Here is an 18,441-nt window from a genome sequence, read left to right as displayed (position 1 = left end):
CATTCCTCTAGAGTGCATTTTAGTTAATTTTATTTAACAAGCTACTAACAATTTAATGCTGTGAACTGGACTTGAACCAGCATGGGCTTACCGCCCACTAGCCCCTCAAGCTAGCGTGTCTACCACTTTCACCACCACAGCGCTATTAACCATTATATTTTTTATTTTAAATTTTTGTCAACTTTTTTATTTTTCTTAATTACGCATATTATTATTGCTGTTGATATTATGGCAATAAATATTGCAAAGATAATTACTTTTATTTTTGCAAATATTATTTCAAATGATTGTCCTAGTTTAAAGCTGAGAGTAAAATAAACCAGTATTGAGAGTAAAGTTGCAAAAAAGTCAGAAACAATAAATAGATTGGATTTCATATTTCCCATTCCCGCTGATATAAATATTGCGTTTCTAACTCCAAAGGGTATAAACCTTCCTATAAATAAAGTTAATACCCCATATTGACCATAGTAGTAATTTATTTTGTCAAGCAGGTTATTGTCTTTTTTATTTTTAAACAATTTATTTCCCATTAATTTCCCAATGTAAAAAGATATTATGTCTCCAAGATAGGCTCCCCAAAAAATTCCTAAAAATATTAATACAGTATATCCATTTTTTCGACTAGATAGAATTCCACCCATTAATACTATTGCATCTTCAGAAATAGGAATATTAAGCCCTGCTAAGATTAACAAAGAAAAAAATACTATTGGAGAATAAGCTATGTTTGAATCAATAGATTCTATTATTGTGTTTATATACATTGTTATCATTTATTTCTTGTTTTATAGGTTAAATATATGCTTGCTAAAGTTAAATATACAAAGTAAAGGATAAGAACTATTTTTGCTATTTTTAACGCTGTTGTAGATAATTTTGAAAATATTGATACAACAAATATTAGGCAGCTTATTATTGTTATTGGTATGGTAATTTTCCTTAATTCTTTAGTTTTTGACGGGTAAATAAATTTTATCGGGATGAAGCTTATAATAATGCATATTGATATCATAATAAGATTTGTTATTTGCTCTATTTTAAAGATTATGTTTGATATTACAAAGAGATTCCATAGAGAAGGAAATCCTCTAAAGTAGTTATCACTTGTTTTTGCATCTGTTCTTGAGAATTGGTATGCTGATGAGAGTAAAATCCCAATGCAAATGGCGACTTTATATTTTTCTGAAATGAATTCTCCTAAATAAAAAAATATAACGGGTATGAAGGTATAGTTTATGTAGTCTGTAATGTTATCAAGTAGAGCACCATCAATTTCAGGTATTAACTCTTTGACCTTAAGCTTTCTTGCCATAGTTCCATCAATTCCATCTATTATAAGTCCTATTACTATTAACTTTAAAAGAAGAGAATAATCACCATTTACAATTGAAATTATTGAGTAAAGTCCTACAATCAAACCAGATGCTGTAAAAATATGTACAAGCCAAGCTAAAATCAAATTGATATTTTTCACAGTAAATCTCCTTTTATTGGAATATTTGCTTTATCTCTTCAAGCCTACATTTGAAAATGTTAATAGTGTTTTTTATTGTTGCTTTTTTTGTTAAATCTACTCCAGTAATATTTAAGGAATCTAATGGATATTTAGAACCACCTGTTTTTAAAAATTTTATATAATTTACTACTGCATCTTTTTTATTCTCTTTAATGTCTTTGTATATTGATAGAGCAGCTGCAATGCCTGTAGCATACTGATATACGTAAAAGGGTGAATAAAAGTGGGGAATCCTAAGGCATTCAAGGGGGCTTAATTTATCAAATTTTAGACTAGGTCCGAAGTATTTTTTTAGCAAATTCATATAAGTTTCTGTTAGTGTTTCTTTTACTAGAGGCTCTTCATTGCTAATCATTTCATGAATGATGTACTCAAATTCAGCAAACATTGTTTGTCGAAAAAATGTTGAAATCATGTCGTCAATTTGTGTGAGTTTTATATATTTTATTTTTTTAATATCGGTTTCGTTTTTAAGTAAATATTCTGCTAATATTTGTTCGTTAATTATTGATGCTATTTCTGCTTCAAAAATTGAATAATTATAATGCGGGAATGGATTGTTTTTTATACTAAAGTAAGAGTGCATTGAATGTCCTGCTTCGTGCGCAAGCGTAAACATATCTCTTATTGATTCGTCTTTGTAATTAAGAAGTATATAAGGCTTTCCATTATATGATCCAGCGCTAAAAGCTCCTGATCTTTTCCCAGTATTTTCATATTTATCAACCCATCTTTCTTTTAAAAGGCCATTTCTTAAGATTTCTGTATATTCATTTCCCAATATCTTTAAAGATTTTAATATTTTCTCACAAGATTCTTCAAACGAATTTTTAAATGTTATTCCTTTTGTTAATGGTACGTAAACATCGTAATGATGTAGATATTCTTGGTTTAAAACTTTTTTTCTAAAATCATAATAGTCATGAAGCGCAGATAAATTTTCGTTGACAGTTTCAATTAAATTTGTATAAACTTTTTTGTTAATATTATTTGAAAAGAGTTGCATTGAAAAAGTATTTTGGAACTTTCTTGTCTTTGCAATGAAGTGATTTTTTTTAAGGTCTGAAATAATAAGATTTGCAAGTGTATTTTCATTGTTTTTGTATTTTTGATAAAATTTCAAAAAAGCTTCTTTTCTTATTTTTTGATCTTCGTTTTGTAAAAACAGTGTGTAGGTGGAATTGGTTAAAGGGTGTCCATTAATTTCTCCAAATTCCATATCAGCATTTGTTAATGCTGAGAATATCTTTTGATAAGATGAGTAAAGAGGGGTGTAATTGGCAAGTATTTCTTCTTCTTGTTCGCTTAAAATATGATTTTTTTCTCTTAGTATTTTTTCAATTGCAATTTTTTTATCCTTAAGCTCAGGTTCATTGATCCAAGTTTGAATTTTTTTTGCATCTTCTTTTAGTATTTTGGGTATGAAGAACGAGGTGGTATTAGATACTTTTGTAGTTAAATTAAGGGACATAGAATATATTTTATTTGAATCCTTATTGGTTACATCGGTCTCTAATTGAAGCATTGCATAGTAAGAGGTCTTCTCTAGATCTTCCATAATTTCATAGTATTTGTTTAAAGAAACTTTAAACAAATCAAAATTTAATTCCAATTTTTCATATTTTTTAAATTCTTTGATTTTAATTTCAATAGCATTGATTGCCTTTTTATATTCTTCTTCACTTGCAAACAGAAAAGATAAATCCCATTTATCATTCTCATTGATTTCATTTCTATTTATCATTAAACTTCCTCCTTCCTTTTTCCATTGTTTTTAGAAATAAATAATACATTGAAATTGTATAAACGTTGTGTTTTTATTTTACAATAAAGTCTAAACTTTATATATAAAAAGCCTTTAAGTTCAACTTTTGAATAAAGATTTTAATAAAAATTTTTTAAATTTTAAAAATGCTATTCCTCGATGGGATATTTTATTTTTTTCTTCAAGTGTTAGGTCGCTAAGCTTTTTATTATTCTTAGTTAAAAATATTGAATCATAACCAAATCCATGGTTTTTATCATTATTTAAACTTAAGGCAATTTTTCCCTTAATAATTCCTTCAAAATTTGATATTTGGCTATTTTTTGATATATAGCTTATGTTGCATATAAAATATGCTTGTCTATTTTTTTCATTTTTCATTAAATCTAAAATAAGCTGATTTTTTTCATTGGTGTTTAATTTTTTACTTAGCTTGTAAGTATCATATCTTTTAGAGTAAATTCCAGGTTCCAAGTTTAGTGCATTAATGCACAATCCAGAATCTTCTCCAAAAACATTTTGATTTTTATTTAAAATTTCAAATAGTGCTTTTGCTTTAAGCAAAGAGTTCTCTTTAAATGTTTTTCCTGTTTCTTTTATGTTAAAATTTTTAGGGACTATTAATTTTAAGTTGGGTATATCTAATATATTTTTTACTTCATTTATTTTATTTTCATTTGTTGTTGCAAAAAATAGTGTTTTCATTTATATAATAATAAAGTATTTGCGAGTTTAATTGTATAATTATATTGGTTTTTAAGTATTATTCTCTTTAATTATGTGTATTTATTAAATATTTTTGTACCAGGTTTTTATCGAAAAATTTGGATTTTTGTCTAAAGTTTTAAAATAAATTTTTAATTTTTTTGTTTGAGCGTGGTAATTTTTGGTAAGGTTTGTTATGAAGAAAAGAATTAAATTTAAAATTATTTCAGGCTTTAAAGGAATTCTTAAGTTTTTTTTGGTTATTTATAATTCTTTATTTATAACCCTTAAAGTTATACATTCTTTTTTTAAGCAAAATATTAGTTTTATGATTATTCCCCATGTTAAGGGAAATGTAAAAAATATTAAAATTTCTTTTTTGACTTTATTTTTCTTTTCTACGTTTTTTTTAGGCGGGTTTATAGGATTTGTTTTGCTTGCTGTCAACTATGTCACTCTCTCTTCAATTGTGAAATCTACAGAGAAAAATTATTCTTTAGCAGAATCTGAGATTGAAGATTTTAGAAATACAGTTGTAGAAATCAATTCTGTTGCTAAAAACTTTTCCAAAATTTTAGATGAACTTAAAACCTCTTTGAAAATTAATTCTAATAATATTGATTTAAATAAAAATAAACAAGATGGAGATCTTTCCGATTTTATTGATTTGCAAATTTTAGAAGCTAATTCAATAAAAGAGCTTAGTGATCTTAAAAATATTAAAAGTAAAATAGAAAGTTCAATTCCCCCCCTTAAAAGTATAGTTAAGGTTTTGCACGCTCAGGATAAGCTTTTAAATGATATTCCTTCTCTTTGGCCTCTTGCGGGTGGATCTGGAATTATTACTTTGCATTTTGGCCCCGCTATTGAACCTTTTACTAGGCAATGGTATATTCACAAAGGCATAGATCTTGGGGGGGTTAGAATTGGAACTCCTATTGTTGCAACTGCTGATGGGGAGGTTGTTAGGGCAAGCTATCAATCAGCAGGCTATGGCAATTTTGTTCAAATTAAGCATAAGTATGGACTTACGACTCTTTATGCACATATGTCGCGTCTTAATACTTCTAAAGGGTCTTATGTTAAAAAGGGGCAAATAATTGGATTTATGGGGCAGACAGGCTATGCAACAGGTCCGCATGTTCATTATGAAGTTCGTGTAGGTTCTCAAGTTATTAATCCTGATATGTATTTAAATTTAGCAACAGGAGCTTCGAAATAGATGTTAAATTTTTTGACTGTTAAAAAAGAAAAAAAAGAATCATCTGTGTTTATTTTTGATGAAATAAAAACAATAGTGGGTGTTGGTGATTTTTTTAAAGGAGATTTGGTTTCAAATAATTTTATTCGACTTGATGGCGATTTTATGGGTACTATTAGTTCTACAAAAAGAGTAATTATTGGAGAGAGTGGAAGGGTTAAGTCTAGTATTGATGCTAATGAGCTTGTTATTTCTGGAATGGTTGTGGGCAATATTTATGCTAAAAGCAAGATTAAAATATTTGCGTCAGGGTGTGTTATTGGCAATATTTCTTGCAAGTCAATTGAGGTTGAAGAAGGCGCTATTATTGATGGATATATGGATATTGGTGCTGAGTATCTTAGAGCTCCCGAAAGAAATACATTTTTTTATACTGGTTCTTATAAAGTTAATGAAGATCTTTTAATTGAAATCAATAAGGAGTATCAAGAAGAAAAAAAATCTTCTCAACCTTTAGAAGATGAAGATAATAAATATTTTTCAAGTGTTATGAGCAAAATAGATGAAAGTAAATAATTTGATTGCCAGGGCATTAAATCTTAATTCAAAAGATTGCAAAAAAGGTGGCAAAAAAGTATCTTTTGATAAGAGCAATGCTTTTTCTTCGGTATTTCAGATTGAAAGTGTTAAAGAGGATCAGAATTTTATTTTACTTGAAAATGGCGAATTTAATCTTGATTTGATTAAGAATATGTTAGATGGAATTAACGAGATTGGTGAGAGACTTTTGAGTGAGCCTTCTAGGCAAAATGTAATTTTTTACAAAAAAGTTATTTCAGAATTTATATCTATGATTATATCATCTTCTGTTTGTTTGAAAGAACAAAAAGGGGGTAGCTTAGGAGATCCTAAGCGTCCCAAGTATAGAATTATTAAGATTATTAACGACAAGTTGGATAGACTTGCCTATTCTGTTTTACAAAATCAAATGATCCAGATTAAACTTTTAGATAGCATTGAAGAGATTCAAGGTTTGCTTGTGAATTTGCTAATGTGAATTAGATTTAAAACATTGTAAATTAAAAAGGGATTGTTTGACAATCCCTTTGTTTAATGGTTAAAATTAATTTAATTTTTAATTAAATATTTTTTACTTATTTCTAAAAAGTCTTTTATTTGTTCATTTTTCCACTCTTCAGATTTATTTAATTTTTTCATCATTATTTCAGCAACTTTTGGAGCAGCTTCAATTGTGGCTTGAGGATTTAAGGGCAACGATCTTGTTCTTCTTGCTAGAACATCGTCAATAGTTTTGGCTTGCTCAAATTCAATTGAAAAAGTTATTTGAGCTTCATTTAAATCCAAGTTTTCGTGTATCTTTTTATCAAACCCTTCCATATTTTTTAGAATTTCAAAGTCACTACCATAAGCTTTAAAAGGTTCAGGAATTTTTATTACCTCTTCTTTTTTAAGGTAGCCATGTAGCTTTAAATCTTCTGTAGTTGGTGGGTAATTTGGTATTAAATTTTTTTCTATGGCCTTGAGCAAGGTTTTTTCTGCCATTTTTCTATATGTAGTATATTTTCCCCCTGCTATTGTAATAAGATTTGAATCCGAAATAAATATTTTTTCATTTCTTGAAATTTTTGAAGTGTTTCTTTCAGCTTTTGGATCCATTATTAATGGCCTTATTCCAGTATATACGCTTTTTATATCTGATTTTTCTATTTTAATATTTAAATAGTTGTTTAAATTATTTATTATAAAGTCAATCTCCTCATCAAATCTTTTAGGTTCTTCTTCTATCTCTTGTATTGGAATGTCGGTGCTTCCACAAACAACCCCATCATACCAAGGAACAGCAAATAAAATTCTATTATCACTAGTTTTGGGTATTAATATTGCATGATTTGGAGGGAATTTGTCTTTTTTGATTACTAAATGGCTACCTTGGGAAGGCTTGATAATGTTTAAAGATTTTTCATCATCTAGTCTTCTTATTTCATCTGAAAATATTCCTGTTGCGTTTATTATACATTTGCTTTTTAATGAAATTTGTTCTTTTGATAATTTATTTTGTATTGAAATTCCTGAAAGTTTTCCATTTTCCTTATTAAATTTTTTAAGCTCTGTGTAGTTAAGGGCAATGCCCCCTTTTTCGGTGAAGGTTCTTAATAATGTTATTGCCATTCTAGCATCATCGAATGAATCATCATAATATAAGACAGAGCATTTAAGGCCTTCTGTTTTAATATTAGGGGCTTTTTCAATGGTAGATTTTTTTGATAGTAATTTAGTTTTGTATTTAGTAGATTTTTCTTTACCCATGAGATTGTGGTAATAAGTTAATCCAAAATAATAATAGGGTATTTCTAAAATATTATAAATAGGAGTAATAAATGCACATTCGTTAATTAAATGGGGTGCATTTTTTTCAAGAACGGCTTTTTCGTGTAAAGCTTCTTTAACCAAAGAAATATTCCATTGAGCTAAATATCTTACCCCACCGTGAATTAATTTACTTGATCTAGAGGAAGTTCCTTTTGCGTAATCAAATTTTTCTATAAGTATTGCTTTATATCCCCTTGTGATTGCATCTACTGCGATTCCAAGACCTGTTGCGCCTCCCCCAATGATTATAAGATCAAATTCTTGATTTTCCAAATCTTTTAATTTTGTTTCTTTGTTATTATTCATGAAATTTAAATATTCCTCCATTTTAGTTAATTTCTCTTCTTTTTTAATCAAATGCTAGATTTGAGAAATTCGCAAAGACCATTTGTTTTAATTTTATTGAATAGCGTTATAAACCAATTGCATTAGTAAACTTTTTAATTTTTTGTGATTTTTATTTAATATTTTATTAAACATTTTTTGTATTTTCTTCAATGAATTGTGCCCTTTTTGCAAAGTATAGATAGGGTATTTCTTAGATCCGTATATGTATAGCGGATATAGATGAAAAAATTTAATTAATAGTTGTTCGTATAATCGATTTATTTGCCTACCATACATTTTTATTATATGTTGTTTTAGTTTTGAAAAATCAAATAAATTATTCATAATTTTGTCTCCAATATATTTTTGTTATAATTTTCAAAGTCTTGTTTTGAAAATTTATATACTATGAGAATTATGTATCCAGGATTTTGATCTTTTAATTGCTCTATTCCAATTCTCAAGAAGTTTTTCTTTTTGATTTTTTGGCATTGAAGGTTCAAATATCTTATCTACTTGCCAAAGACTTATTATTTCTTCAGCGCTTTGCCAATAACCTGATGCAAGTCCTGCAAGATAAGCAGCCCCAAGAGCGGTTGTTTCTGTTATTTTTGGTCTTACAACTTTACATCCTAAAAGATCAGCTTGAAATTGCATTAATAGATCGTTTTGACTTGCTCCCCCGTCTACTCTTAATTCTTGAATTTCAAAATTTGGAATAGATTTTTTTATAGTATCTAGTATATCAAAACTTTGAAATGCGATGCTCTCAAGAGCGGCTCTTGCAATGTGAGCTTTTGTTGATCCCCTTGTTATTCCAATGATTGTTCCTCTTGCATAAGAATCCCAATGAGGTGCACCAAGTCCAACAAATGCTGGTACAAAATAAACTCCCCCATTATCTGAGACAGAGTTTGCTAATAGTTCTGCGTCCGAGCTTTTTCTAAAAAATTCAAGACCATCTCTTAGCCACTGGATTACGGCTCCACCAATAAAAACACTTCCTTCAAGAACATAAGTTACAGTTTTTTTTCTTCCCCATGCAATTGAAGTTAAAAGCTTACTATCATAGTTAATAATCGGTTCTTTACCTATATTTACTGTTAAAAAGCAACCAGTTCCATATGTGTTTTTAGCCATGCCTTTTTTAAGGCATGCTTGTCCAAATGTTGCTGCAAATTGATCTCCGGAAATTCCTGCAATAGGAATTTCTGATCCAAATAGCGATTTGTCTGTTTTGCCATATATTGTAGAACTTTCTTTAAGTTCGGGCAAAATTGCTTTTGGAATATTTAATATTTTTAAAAGTTCATCATCCCATTCTAATGTTTTAATATTTAACAATAATGTTCTTGAAGCATTAGAGTAATCAGTCGCATGTACTTTTTTTTGAGTCAGATTCCACAATAGCCATGTATCTATTGTTCCAAAGCATAATTCACCATTTTCAGCTTTTTGTCTTGCCCCCTCTACATTATCCAAGATCCACATTATTTTTGTTCCACTAAAATAAGAATCTAGCACTAAGCCTGTTTTTTCTAAAATGATTTTATCTTTTCCTTCTTTCGTTAATTGGTCACAAATTTTTGAAGTTCTTCTGTCTTGCCATACTATTGCGTTATAAATAGGTTTTCCTGTATTTTTTTCCCATATAACCGTAGTTTCTCTTTGATTAGTTATTCCAATAGCATCAACTTCATTTGGTAAAATTCTTGAATTTGCAAGAGCTTCTATTATAACCCCAAGTTGGGATCCCCATATTTCGGCAGGATCATGCTCTACCCAGCTTGGTTGTGGATAAATTTGAGTAAATTCTTTTTGAGCAAGCCCTTTTATGTTTGCATTTTTATCAAATACTATTGCTCTTGAGCTAGTAGTACCCTGATCAATAGATAAAATATATTTCATAATTCTTCCTTTTTATTTTAACAAAGATAAACATCTTTTAACCTTTGTTGTTTTTTAGTGTAAATTCATAAATTGAAGCGCCCAAAATTGCTCCAATTATTGGGCCAATTATTGGTACAATAAATACACTTAGGTTGTTAAAGCCATGATTTTTAAATCCAGCAAATAAGAGTAAAATTCTTGCTCCCAGATCTCTTGCAGGGTTAATAGCATAGCCATTCATTCCCCCAAAACTTATTCCTATTGCCAAAACCACTGCTCCTGTAATGAATGGGAGGAATGGATTGTCGTTGTGTTTTTTTACAAAATCTCCAATAACAGAAATTAAAAACATTAGCAAAAAGGTTCCAAAAACTTGATCAATAAATCCAGGCAAAAATCCAGGAACAGCAGGGAAAGTTGCTAATATGCCTTGAGTATTTTCTAGAACAGGATCTATTTCTATCCATTTAGGATAAAATACGACTAGTGTCATTAATGCTCCTGTAAATGCTCCTAATATTTGTGCTAGAATGTAGTGTAAAAGTTTTGAAGCGGGAAATTTTCCAATACTTACTAATCCTATGCTAACAGCTGGGTTGAGGTGTGCTCCACTAATTCTTGCTGATGTATAAATACCAAATGTTACACCCATTCCCCATCCAAATACTATATTTGTATATCCCCCTTTGATTATTTCACCCGCTATTTCAGGGCTTGAGGGAAACAATACTGTCATTGCAACAGACCCAGTTCCTAAAGCTAATAGGATAAATGTTCCCAAAAATTCCGATATAAATTCTTGAAATTTTGTATAATTCATGTTTTATCTCCTTATTTTTATAATAATTTTATTTTTTTAAAAAAGTTTTAATTTTTGATTTTTAAATTCAAATATATTAAATTTTTCAATCGAATATTAGCGTGTTTTTACAAAATGGTTAGTATTTTTATACTTTAGTCTCTTTATTTCAAAAAAATCAATATTTTTAATTATATCTTTGTAATATTTATATTTAATATATTATTTTTAATTAAGATTAATGTCAATAATTTAAAAATTTTAATTATTAAATTATTGATTTCTTTTCCAAAATTTGTTTAAGGATTTTTTATTTTATATTAAAATTTTTACATTAGATTTTTTGTTTAATTAAGATTTTATGTTTTAGTAATTCTTTTTTTAGCTTATATGTTAAGTATTTAAGTTATTTTTGGAGGTAGACTTGGTGATTGTAATAGAGGGTTTAATTGGGGTAGGAAAAACTACGCTTGGAAATATTTTAGCAGAGGAATTGAAAGTTCCTTTTTACAGTGAACTGAATAATGATTTTACTTTGGCTGTATTAGATAAATTTTATAGGGATAAATCCAGATGGGCATTCCCAGTTCAAATTAATTTTCTTAATGAGAGATTTAAGCTAATAAAAGGCGTATTTAGAACAAAAGGAGGCATACTTGACAGATCTATTTATGGTGACTGTGTGTTTGCGTCTCTTTTAAATTGTGATGGTCATATCTCCGATGAGGAATATAAAATATATATTGATCTTCTTGATAATATGCTTGAACATTCTCAAAAACCAAGTTTGCTTATTTATTTGGATTGCAGTATTGATGAGGTTGAGCGCAGAATTAAAAATAGAAATAGAAGCTTTGAAATGAATATTCCTAGAGATTATCTTGAGGGTCTTAATAGAAAATATTTGAAGTGGTATGATGAATACAGCTTGTCTTCAAAGATAAAATTTTCTTACGATGATATAAATATTTTTAACGAAGAAGATAAGAATAAAGTGATTTCTTTAATTAGAGATAAACTTGTATTATAATTACTTGTAGTAGATTGACATTCTTTTGTTTTATTTTAAAAGTTGAGTGTTAATGGAGGTTCTTATGAGAAGATTGTTTCTTCTGTGTTTTTTATGTTCTTTTGTTTTTTTGAATTTGTTTGCTCAAGATAGTTCTTCTTATGTTGATAAGCAAAAAGAGCTTGCTATTTTGTATTATGAGGTTGGTCAAAGGTATATAAATGTTGGTAAAATTAAAAAGGGAAAGCTTTTCCAATCAAGAGCTTTAAAGATTTATCCAGATTTGAAAAAGGGGGTTGATATTAAGCTTGCAGTTAAGGAGCTTGATACTAAGATTAAGGATGACAATTCTAAGGTTGTTATGCTTGAGGATGTTAAGCTTGAGGAGATACCTGGAATAGTGCACGAAAAAATAGAAATCAATGATTTTACAAATGCTCCTAAAATAGAATATATTGCTCAAAGAGAGAGAAGCAAAAATCAAGATAAAATTATTAAGTTCCAATTTGGAAAGTTTGCAAGAGCTTTAATTTCTCAGAACTTTGATTTATTTGCCTCTGTTATTGCAGATAAAGTGAATGTTATGGGCCAATTTGAATCAAAAGATGATTTTATATCGGCTGTGTCAAGGGCTTCGTCTAAGGTTGATGCAGATGAGTTAGAATATTTATCAGTTGATGATTATTACGATTTAAAATCTTTGAAAATTTCAAAATCCAACGATAATTCCTTTTCTGTTAATGTGAATACCAAAAAAAATGATGTTACTAAAAATTTTCCATTTTGGAAAGAATATCAGACTTTAGTTTTTACTAAAGAGAATAATAATAATTGGTTTTTGTCTTCCATAAAGTAAAATTTTAGTGTTGTAATTAAAAACATTATCATTAGTAGATTTATAAACGAGTCTCCAATTTTTTCATAAATAGTTGTAAATGTTGGGGACAGTTTTACAGTTGACAATAAGTAGCCTTTTTTAAAAGTTTCTAGTTTTTCAATGACTTCTCCGTATTCATTGATGGTTGCAGTAATTCCTGAGTTTGTAGCTCTAATGGTTTTGATTCCATTTTCAATACTTCTAAATTTAGCTACAACAAAGTGTTGCCATTCTGCTGAATTTGTTTTTGACCAAGAGTCGTTTGAAAAATTTAACAATGTGTTAGCGCCTTGGATTTTATAAAACCTTGAAAGTTCTGGAAATGCATCATCATAACATATTAAAGGAGCGAATTTAAATTTTTTCAATTTCAATATTTCAATTTTATTTCCTTCAATTTGTCCCAAAATTCTAAAATTTTTTAAAAAAAATTTTCTTACAAATTCATATTCATAAAATGGAATTTTTTCTGCAAAAGGGACTAAGAATATTTTAGAGTATATGTTTGCAATATTAAGATTTGGTTCTATCATGTAAATAGAATTTTGCTGAATCCCTATAGTTTTATCGACATTTGAGGGAGCTCCGATTGCAAATGGGATTTTTCGTTCTTTTATAAAATTTCTCAACTCATTATGTAGGTCATAGTTTTTAAAGTACTGGTCTTCTTTGCTAAAAGGATAGGTTAGTACTCCTTCGCTCCAAATTACAAATTCTATTTTAGGATTCTCTTTTAAGGCTTGTTCTGTTATTGCAATAGAATCCATTATTCCTTTTTTGTCATTTCCAGGCAACCATGGGTCAGTGTTAAGCTGAATAGCTGCAATGTTTAGACTATCTATTTCTTTTGCAAATAAGCTTTTTAATTCTGTTTTTTTAAGCATTCCATAAATAAAAGATGTTGTTACCAGTAATATTGAAAATATTGTGTTTAGTAAATTTGTTTTGTTTTTATTGATTAAAAAGTCTGCAATTCCTGAGTTTAAAAAGTAGACTACAAATGATACAAAAAATACACCAAAAATGTCTGCCACTTGAATTAAATCGTTGAAGTTGTTTATGGTGAAAGCTGCAAGCCCCCAGGGATATGCTAAAAATCCAATTGATCTTGAGTAATCATAAAATGTAAAAAGCATTGTTATTGTCATTGCCTTATTTTTAAAGCTTTTCAAAGAGTAATAAAGAAAATAACCCAAAGTTAATGAATATGGGATGTATCCTATTATTACTCCTAGGAATGTAATCCATCCAAATGCATGAAAAAAACCAAGCCAAAAATTTTGCAAGCTATTAGCTATTATGAAATAAAATACTGTTAATCCTATTACTGTTTTTTTTTCTTCTAGCCTTCTTAAGGCTATAAAAAGTGGCACATAAGCAACAAACCCCAGGATTGAATATCCGGTTTCTTTAATTTCATTTGGAATTGCAAGTGTTGTAAGAATTCCTGAAAATGCGGCTAGGCAAAAGCATTTAGTTTTCATTTTTCCTCTTTTTTACTATTATTATTAGTGACATAATGATGTAATATATTTAACATTATCATTAATAATTTTATATGATAGCATTAAATTTTTTGTAGTATTTTTTGGAAAATTTATGCTTATAATAGGTCTTTAAAAAAGAGTAAAGGAAGTTATGTTGATTTTTGGTTTTATTGGCTTGTTTTTTTTAAGTCTTTTTAGTTTACATGCTCAAGGAATAGTTACCAATAAAGATGCTCAAGAAGAGTTTAAATGGGCTCTTAATTCCTATAATAATGGAATTTATGATGATGCTCTTTTGTCTTTTAAAAAAATTTTAAGCTTTGATCCTAATAACCTTGATTATCATTTTTGGACTGGCAATGTTTATTATAGGCTGGGATATGTCGAAGAAGCTTTAATGGAATGGAGAAATTTAAAAGATCAAGGGTATAAGGTGCCCTATCTGAGACATTTGATTTCTACTATTGAGCAAAGGAGAGGTGTTTTTTCAAATTATGAACTTAATTTAAAAAAACTTGTAAAAGTTGTTTCTCTTGATAATTCTATTTATAAAAGGCCACATGGGTATCAAATTACATCTTTGAGGGCTGATAAGTATGGCGGATATTATGCTGCTAACTTTTTAGGTAATGAAATATTGTATTTTGATGTTAATAATAATGTTAATGCTTTAGTTAAAGATGGATTTAGTTATTTAAAATCACCTTACGATGTTATTGAAGCTAATAATTTGCTTTATGTTACTCTTTATTCAAGTGACGAAATTGGTGTTTACGATAAAGCTCTTGGAGTTAAAAAGAAATCTATTGGGAAAAAAGGCACAAAAGACGGTGAATTACTTGCTCCTCAGTATATGACTATTGATAAGAGAAACTATATTTATGTAAGCGAATGGGGAAATAAAAGGGTAAGTAAATTTGGACTTGAGGGTGATTTTATTCTGCACTTTGGTTATAGAACTTTAGGTTACAAGGGGCTTTTAGGTCCCACTGGTATTACTTATTTGAATGAAAATATTTATGTTGCAGATTCTCTAAGAAATACTATTGAAGTTTTTGATACTAGTGGTAATCATTTGTATTCAGTTTTTACTTCTATTGAAGAAATAGAAGGGCTTAGTAGTGATTCTGCTGGCAACAATGTTATAATATCTTCGAAATATGGTGTTTATAAGTACAATATTGCTAAAAAAACAATTACAAAAATTTTAAAAGCAGATAAAGTTAATTCTAAAATTTCTTCATCTATTTTAGATGCTAATAATCAAATGATTGTTTCAGATTTTAATAATGCTAAGGTTTCAGTTTACAAAACCGATTCAAGTCTTTATGATAGTTTAAATGTTGATGTTAGAAGAATAGTTAGGCCTGGAGGGTCTAAAATTTATGTTGAGGTTAATGTTAGCAGTAAGAGTGGTTTGCCGGTTGTTGGGCTTAAAAGTGAAAATTTTTCAATTGCAAATGAAAATTATTACATTGTCAATCCCAGGGTAGCTTACAATGTAAATGCTTCAAAAGACATTAATATAGCACTTGTTTTTGATAAATCTTCTTATATGAAAAATTATGATCTAGATCAAATTGTAGGTCTAAATGCTTTAATAGAATCTTCAAAAAATAAAAATTTTAGCTTTATAAATGCAACAAGTGTTCCCATTATAGATAATATTGAAAGTTTGAAAAATAGCATTAAAAATACAAGTTCTCTTGGTCCTTATAGCACAGATACTGTAAAAACAGATGTTAGTTTAAAGTTAGCAGGTTCTGGGCTTATGTCAAAAAGCTCAAGAAGAGCAGTAGTTTATTTTAGTGGTGGTGTTTTAAATCGTAAAGCTTTTGAAAAGTATTCTTTAGATACAATAGTAAGTTATTATAAAAATAATGATATAAGGTTTTACTTAATATTATTTGGCAACGATCCTGTTAATAGCAAGCTTCAGTATTTAGTTAATGAAACAGGTGGTGCTATAATTCCTTTTTCATCTTATGAAGGAGTATCTAAAGTTTATGATTTAATTTTAGAACAAAAAACAGGTACTTATTTGTTAGAATATTATTATCCAGGCCCTCAAGAGCCTAATAAGTATTTTAATTTATCTGTTGAAGCAAATGTAAATCAACAAACAGGAAGAGGAGAGTTTGCATATTTTATTAATTAGATTGCTTTTTGATTTTATTAGGGGGGGGATAGGCTATGAGACTTAATGCAGGAATTGTGGGGCTTCCCAATGTGGGTAAATCTACTTTATTTTCATCTTTGACATCATCTAAGGTTGAGATTGCTAATTATCCTTTTTGTACTATTGAGCCAAATATAGGAATAGTAGAGATTCCTGATGAAAGGCTTTTAAAAATTGCAAAGTGTATTGTTTCACAGAAAATTATTCCTGCTGTTATGGAATTTGTAGATATTGCCGGCCTTGTCAAAGGAGCATCATCAGGCGAAGGGCTTGGTAATAAATTTTTAGCTAATATTCGCGAAGTTTCTCTTATTGTTCATGTTGTAAGATGTTTTGAAGAAAAAGAGGTTATTCATATTAATGATGATATTAATCCTGAGAAAGATATAACCACAATTAATGTTGAACTTTGTTTATCAGATCTTGAAACTGTTCAAAAAAGTATTCAAAAACAAGAAAAAAATGTTAAAAGCGCTGATAAAAAAATTAGTAAATCTTCTAAAGCAATTGTTTTAATGTTAAAAAGACTTGAAGATCATTTAAGCAATATGAATCCTGTTATTGAGTTTGAATTTGATGATTTTGAATACATCTTTATTAGATCGTTAAATCTTTTGACTTTTAAAAAAGTTTTGTATGTTTGCAATGTTGATGAAAATTCACTTAGTGGTAATAAATATACAGATATTGTAAAAAATATTGCCTTGAAAGAAGGGAATGATTTTTTAATCTTATGTGCCAAAATTGAAGCTGAGCTTTCTGAAATAAAGGATGTGTCTTATAAAAATGAAATGTTAAAATTATTTGGAATTAATGATAGTGGCCTTATCAATTTAATTAAAAAAGCCTATTATACTTTGGGGCTTAGAACTTATTTTACAGCAGGTTTGCAAGAAGTTAGAGCCTGGACATTTAAACAGGGTATGAAGGCCCCAAAAGCTGCCGGAATAATTCATAGTGATTTTGAGAGGGGTTTTATTAAAGCAGAAGTTTATTCTTGTGAGGATTTGTTTGAATTTCAAAGTGTTCAAAAACTAAAAGAGAAAGGACTCATTAGAATTGAAGGTAAAGAATATTTGGTAAGAGATGGAGATGTGATTTTTTTTAAATTTAATGTTTAGATTTATTTTATATTATGGGTAATTTATTTTTCAACAATATAAATCTAGCTTGTTTGTTTATTTTTAATATTGTAATTTGCTTGCTTTATTTGGTTTTACATGATACAAGTTTTTTTTACTTTGTTCTAGCACTTCTTTTTGTAAATTTTTTTATAATTCTTTTTTATTTAAGATATTTTTGCTCCATTTCTTTTAAGGGATCTGGAATTTATTATAAGGGCATTTTTTTAAGTTATAATTTTAATTTTGATGACATTATTTCGTTTGAAAAAAGATTATCAGACAATGTTTTGATTTTGAAATTAAAAAATAAAAAAAAAATTAAGATTTGTTTTTTAATAGGCAATGGTTTGAGTGAATTGTTCAAAGAGCTTAGATTTAAAAGAAAAGATTTGTTTGTCTCAAAATTAGAAGATTTTCCAATAAGATATTATTTGTCTTATTCCTATCTTTTTATGTTTTTAGCTCGTATTATGATTAGTTTATTTGTTTATTATATTTCGTTAAGCAATATATTTATTTTTTTATTTATTTGCTTTATTGATATTAAAGTTTTGTTAGGTGACTTTTTAGTTATTAGTAATGTAGTGTTGTTTTACGAATTTAGAAAAGATTCTATTTATGAAAGGAAAATCTTTAAAAGTAAAATTTATTTTTATGAATTTTTTGAAAAAATTTTTATTGCCAGAGAATTTGAATTTAATAATAAAAATTATTTATGCTTTTCTTATAAAGGAGATCATCCAACAAAAAAAGTATATATTTTGAATAAAAAAATTTCTTATTCTATGCAAAAGGTTTTTGAGTATATTAATCAGAACTATTATGCTGAATTAATTTAAGCTTTGATTGACTATATTTAAATTAGTTGATATATTAAAGTTATTGTTTAATAATATTAAGGAGTATCACTTGAGAAAAAATGCATCTGCATTGAAGCGCTCTCGGCAAAATTTAAAAAGAAAGATTAGAAATATAAGTGTAAAAAGTGAATTAAAAACAATAGAAAAGCGCTGTATCAACATGATTAAAGCGGGCAAGAAAGACGAAGCTATTGAATTTTTTAAGTTTGTTGCAAAAAAACTAGATACTGCTGCTAGAAAGCGAATAATTCATAAAAATAAAGCTGCTAGAAAAAAATCTCGTTTAAATGTTTTGCTTTTAAAGTAAG

At 28.1% G+C, this 18,441-nt stretch carries 18 protein-coding genes and 1 tRNA gene; 9 read left to right on the top strand and 10 right to left on the bottom strand.

The genetic code is table 11. From position 1 onward, the window contains the following. Positions 1-56 precede the first annotated feature (56 nt). The 5 genes from QIA31_RS01770 to rdgB form a co-directional block, all read right to left on the bottom strand. Positions 57-141 (bottom strand) — tRNA-Leu (locus tag QIA31_RS01770). Between the two features lie 20 nt (positions 142-161). Beyond that, positions 162-776 (bottom strand): DedA family protein, encoded by a 615-nt coding sequence (locus QIA31_RS01765; RefSeq protein WP_151059922.1) that lies wholly within the window; start codon positions 774-776, stop codon positions 162-164. After that, positions 773-1,477: a phosphatidylcholine synthase gene (gene pcsA, locus QIA31_RS01760; RefSeq protein ID WP_301385527.1), complete on the bottom strand. Its 705-nt coding sequence runs from the start codon at positions 1,475-1,477 to the stop codon at positions 773-775. Before pcsA ends, QIA31_RS01765 begins: the two co-directional genes overlap by 4 nt. A 13-nt stretch (positions 1,478-1,490) precedes the next feature. After that, on the bottom strand, positions 1,491-3,263 hold the full coding sequence (pepF, locus tag QIA31_RS01755; protein ID WP_301394015.1) for an oligoendopeptidase F: 1,773 nt from the start codon (positions 3,261-3,263) through the stop codon (positions 1,491-1,493). Between the two features lie 120 nt (positions 3,264-3,383). After that, positions 3,384-3,989, bottom strand: a complete 606-nt coding sequence (gene rdgB / locus QIA31_RS01750) for an RdgB/HAM1 family non-canonical purine NTP pyrophosphatase (RefSeq protein ID WP_301385525.1) — start codon at positions 3,987-3,989, stop codon at positions 3,384-3,386. A gap of 196 nt (positions 3,990-4,185) precedes the next feature. Here rdgB and QIA31_RS01745 point away from each other — a divergent pair, with 196 nt between their 5' ends. The 3 genes from QIA31_RS01745 to QIA31_RS01735 are packed head-to-tail and all read left to right on the top strand — an operon-like array spanning position 4,186 to position 6,247. Then, entirely contained in the window at positions 4,186-5,211 is a 1,026-nt protein-coding gene (locus QIA31_RS01745) for a M23 family metallopeptidase (protein ID WP_301394014.1), read from the top strand. Continuing rightward, complete coding sequence (locus QIA31_RS01740) at positions 5,212-5,766, top strand: bactofilin family protein (protein WP_301385524.1); 555 nt, start codon at positions 5,212-5,214, stop codon at positions 5,764-5,766. Further along, positions 5,753-6,247, top strand: coding sequence for a YaaR family protein (locus tag QIA31_RS01735; protein WP_301394013.1), 495 nt, complete (start codon positions 5,753-5,755; stop codon positions 6,245-6,247). Before QIA31_RS01740 ends, QIA31_RS01735 begins: the two co-directional genes overlap by 14 nt. A 71-nt stretch (positions 6,248-6,318) precedes the next feature. Here QIA31_RS01735 and QIA31_RS01730 read toward each other — a convergent pair whose 3' ends face one another. The 4 genes from QIA31_RS01730 to QIA31_RS01715 all read right to left on the bottom strand — a co-directional run bounded on the left by QIA31_RS01730 (position 6,319) and on the right by QIA31_RS01715 (position 10,618). After that, complete coding sequence (locus QIA31_RS01730) at positions 6,319-7,908, bottom strand: glycerol-3-phosphate dehydrogenase/oxidase (RefSeq protein WP_301394461.1); 1,590 nt, start codon at positions 7,906-7,908, stop codon at positions 6,319-6,321. A 72-nt stretch (positions 7,909-7,980) separates the two neighbouring features. Further along, the gene (locus QIA31_RS01725) at positions 7,981-8,253 is read right to left on the bottom strand and encodes a hypothetical protein (RefSeq protein WP_418905277.1); all 273 of its coding nucleotides are present in this window, start codon (positions 8,251-8,253) and stop codon (positions 7,981-7,983) included. A 54-nt stretch (positions 8,254-8,307) separates the two neighbouring features. Continuing rightward, the gene (glpK, locus tag QIA31_RS01720) at positions 8,308-9,816 is read right to left on the bottom strand and encodes a glycerol kinase GlpK (protein WP_301394012.1); all 1,509 of its coding nucleotides are present in this window, start codon (positions 9,814-9,816) and stop codon (positions 8,308-8,310) included. A 37-nt stretch (positions 9,817-9,853) separates the two neighbouring features. Continuing rightward, a complete protein-coding gene (locus QIA31_RS01715; RefSeq protein WP_301394011.1) occupies positions 9,854-10,618 on the bottom strand; it encodes an MIP/aquaporin family protein in 765 nt (254 codons plus the stop codon). Between the two features lie 406 nt (positions 10,619-11,024). Between QIA31_RS01715 and QIA31_RS01710 the strand changes: the two genes are divergently transcribed. Next, positions 11,025-11,627, top strand: a complete 603-nt coding sequence (locus tag QIA31_RS01710; protein WP_301394010.1) for a deoxynucleoside kinase — start codon at positions 11,025-11,027, stop codon at positions 11,625-11,627. Positions 11,628-11,691: 64 nt separating this feature from the next. After that, positions 11,692-12,462, top strand: a complete 771-nt coding sequence (locus QIA31_RS01705) for a hypothetical protein (RefSeq protein WP_301394009.1) — start codon at positions 11,692-11,694, stop codon at positions 12,460-12,462. Here the strand turns inward: QIA31_RS01705 and lnt are convergent. After that, the gene (gene lnt / locus QIA31_RS01700; RefSeq protein WP_301394008.1) at positions 12,402-13,967 is read right to left on the bottom strand and encodes an apolipoprotein N-acyltransferase; all 1,566 of its coding nucleotides are present in this window, start codon (positions 13,965-13,967) and stop codon (positions 12,402-12,404) included. The genes QIA31_RS01705 and lnt overlap by 61 nt on opposite strands. Before the next feature lie 154 nt (positions 13,968-14,121). Between lnt and QIA31_RS01695 the strand changes: the two genes are divergently transcribed. The 4 genes from QIA31_RS01695 to rpsT all read left to right on the top strand — a co-directional run bounded on the left by QIA31_RS01695 (position 14,122) and on the right by rpsT (position 18,440). Continuing rightward, positions 14,122-16,128 carry a hypothetical protein gene (locus tag QIA31_RS01695; protein WP_301394007.1) on the top strand — a complete coding sequence of 669 codons (2,007 nt, stop codon included), beginning with the start codon at positions 14,122-14,124 and terminating at the stop codon, positions 16,126-16,128. A 35-nt stretch (positions 16,129-16,163) separates the two neighbouring features. Then, entirely contained in the window at positions 16,164-17,270 is a 1,107-nt protein-coding gene (ychF, locus tag QIA31_RS01690) for a redox-regulated ATPase YchF (RefSeq protein ID WP_301394006.1), read from the top strand. Between the two features lie 14 nt (positions 17,271-17,284). Beyond that, positions 17,285-18,112 carry a hypothetical protein gene (locus QIA31_RS01685; RefSeq protein ID WP_301385516.1) on the top strand — a complete coding sequence of 276 codons (828 nt, stop codon included), beginning with the start codon at positions 17,285-17,287 and terminating at the stop codon, positions 18,110-18,112. A 70-nt stretch (positions 18,113-18,182) separates the two neighbouring features. Beyond that, positions 18,183-18,440, top strand: coding sequence for a 30S ribosomal protein S20 (rpsT, locus tag QIA31_RS01680; protein ID WP_301385515.1), 258 nt, complete (start codon positions 18,183-18,185; stop codon positions 18,438-18,440). The last annotated feature ends 1 nt before the right edge of the window (position 18,441 follow it).

This window comes from [Borrelia] turdi (assembly GCF_030439285.2).
Lineage (GTDB): Bacteria > Spirochaetota > Spirochaetia > Borreliales > Borreliaceae > Borreliella > Borreliella turdi.
Note: the sequence above shows the minus strand (reverse complement) of the source record. Positions and strands in the feature narration are given on the sequence as shown.

Bases quoted from the DNA above. Each gene is read 5' to 3' on its own strand.
- QIA31_RS01765 (WP_151059922.1), bottom strand. From the start codon at position 776: ATGATAACAATGTATATAAACACAATAATAGAATCTATTGATTCAAAC.
- pepF (WP_301394015.1), bottom strand. From the start codon at position 3,263: ATGATAAATAGAAATGAAATCAATGAGAATGATAAATGGGATTTATCT.
- rdgB (WP_301385525.1), bottom strand. From the start codon at position 3,989: ATGAAAACACTATTTTTTGCAACAACAAATGAAAATAAAATAAATGAA.
- QIA31_RS01745 (WP_301394014.1), top strand. From the start codon at position 4,186: ATGAAGAAAAGAATTAAATTTAAAATTATTTCAGGCTTTAAAGGAATT.
- QIA31_RS01740 (WP_301385524.1), top strand. From the start codon at position 5,212: ATGTTAAATTTTTTGACTGTTAAAAAAGAAAAAAAAGAATCATCTGTG.
- QIA31_RS01735 (WP_301394013.1), top strand. From the start codon at position 5,753: ATGAAAGTAAATAATTTGATTGCCAGGGCATTAAATCTTAATTCAAAA.
- QIA31_RS01730 (WP_301394461.1), bottom strand. From the start codon at position 7,908: ATGGAGGAATATTTAAATTTCATGAATAATAACAAAGAAACAAAATTA.
- QIA31_RS01725 (WP_418905277.1), bottom strand. From the start codon at position 8,253: ATGAATAATTTATTTGATTTTTCAAAACTAAAACAACATATAATAAAA.
- glpK (WP_301394012.1), bottom strand. From the start codon at position 9,816: ATGAAATATATTTTATCTATTGATCAGGGTACTACTAGCTCAAGAGCA.
- QIA31_RS01715 (WP_301394011.1), bottom strand. From the start codon at position 10,618: ATGAATTATACAAAATTTCAAGAATTTATATCGGAATTTTTGGGAACA.
- QIA31_RS01705 (WP_301394009.1), top strand. From the start codon at position 11,692: ATGAGAAGATTGTTTCTTCTGTGTTTTTTATGTTCTTTTGTTTTTTTG.
- lnt (WP_301394008.1), bottom strand. From the start codon at position 13,967: ATGAAAACTAAATGCTTTTGCCTAGCCGCATTTTCAGGAATTCTTACA.
- QIA31_RS01695 (WP_301394007.1), top strand. From the start codon at position 14,122: ATGTTGATTTTTGGTTTTATTGGCTTGTTTTTTTTAAGTCTTTTTAGT.
- ychF (WP_301394006.1), top strand. From the start codon at position 16,164: ATGAGACTTAATGCAGGAATTGTGGGGCTTCCCAATGTGGGTAAATCT.
- QIA31_RS01685 (WP_301385516.1), top strand. From the start codon at position 17,285: ATGGGTAATTTATTTTTCAACAATATAAATCTAGCTTGTTTGTTTATT.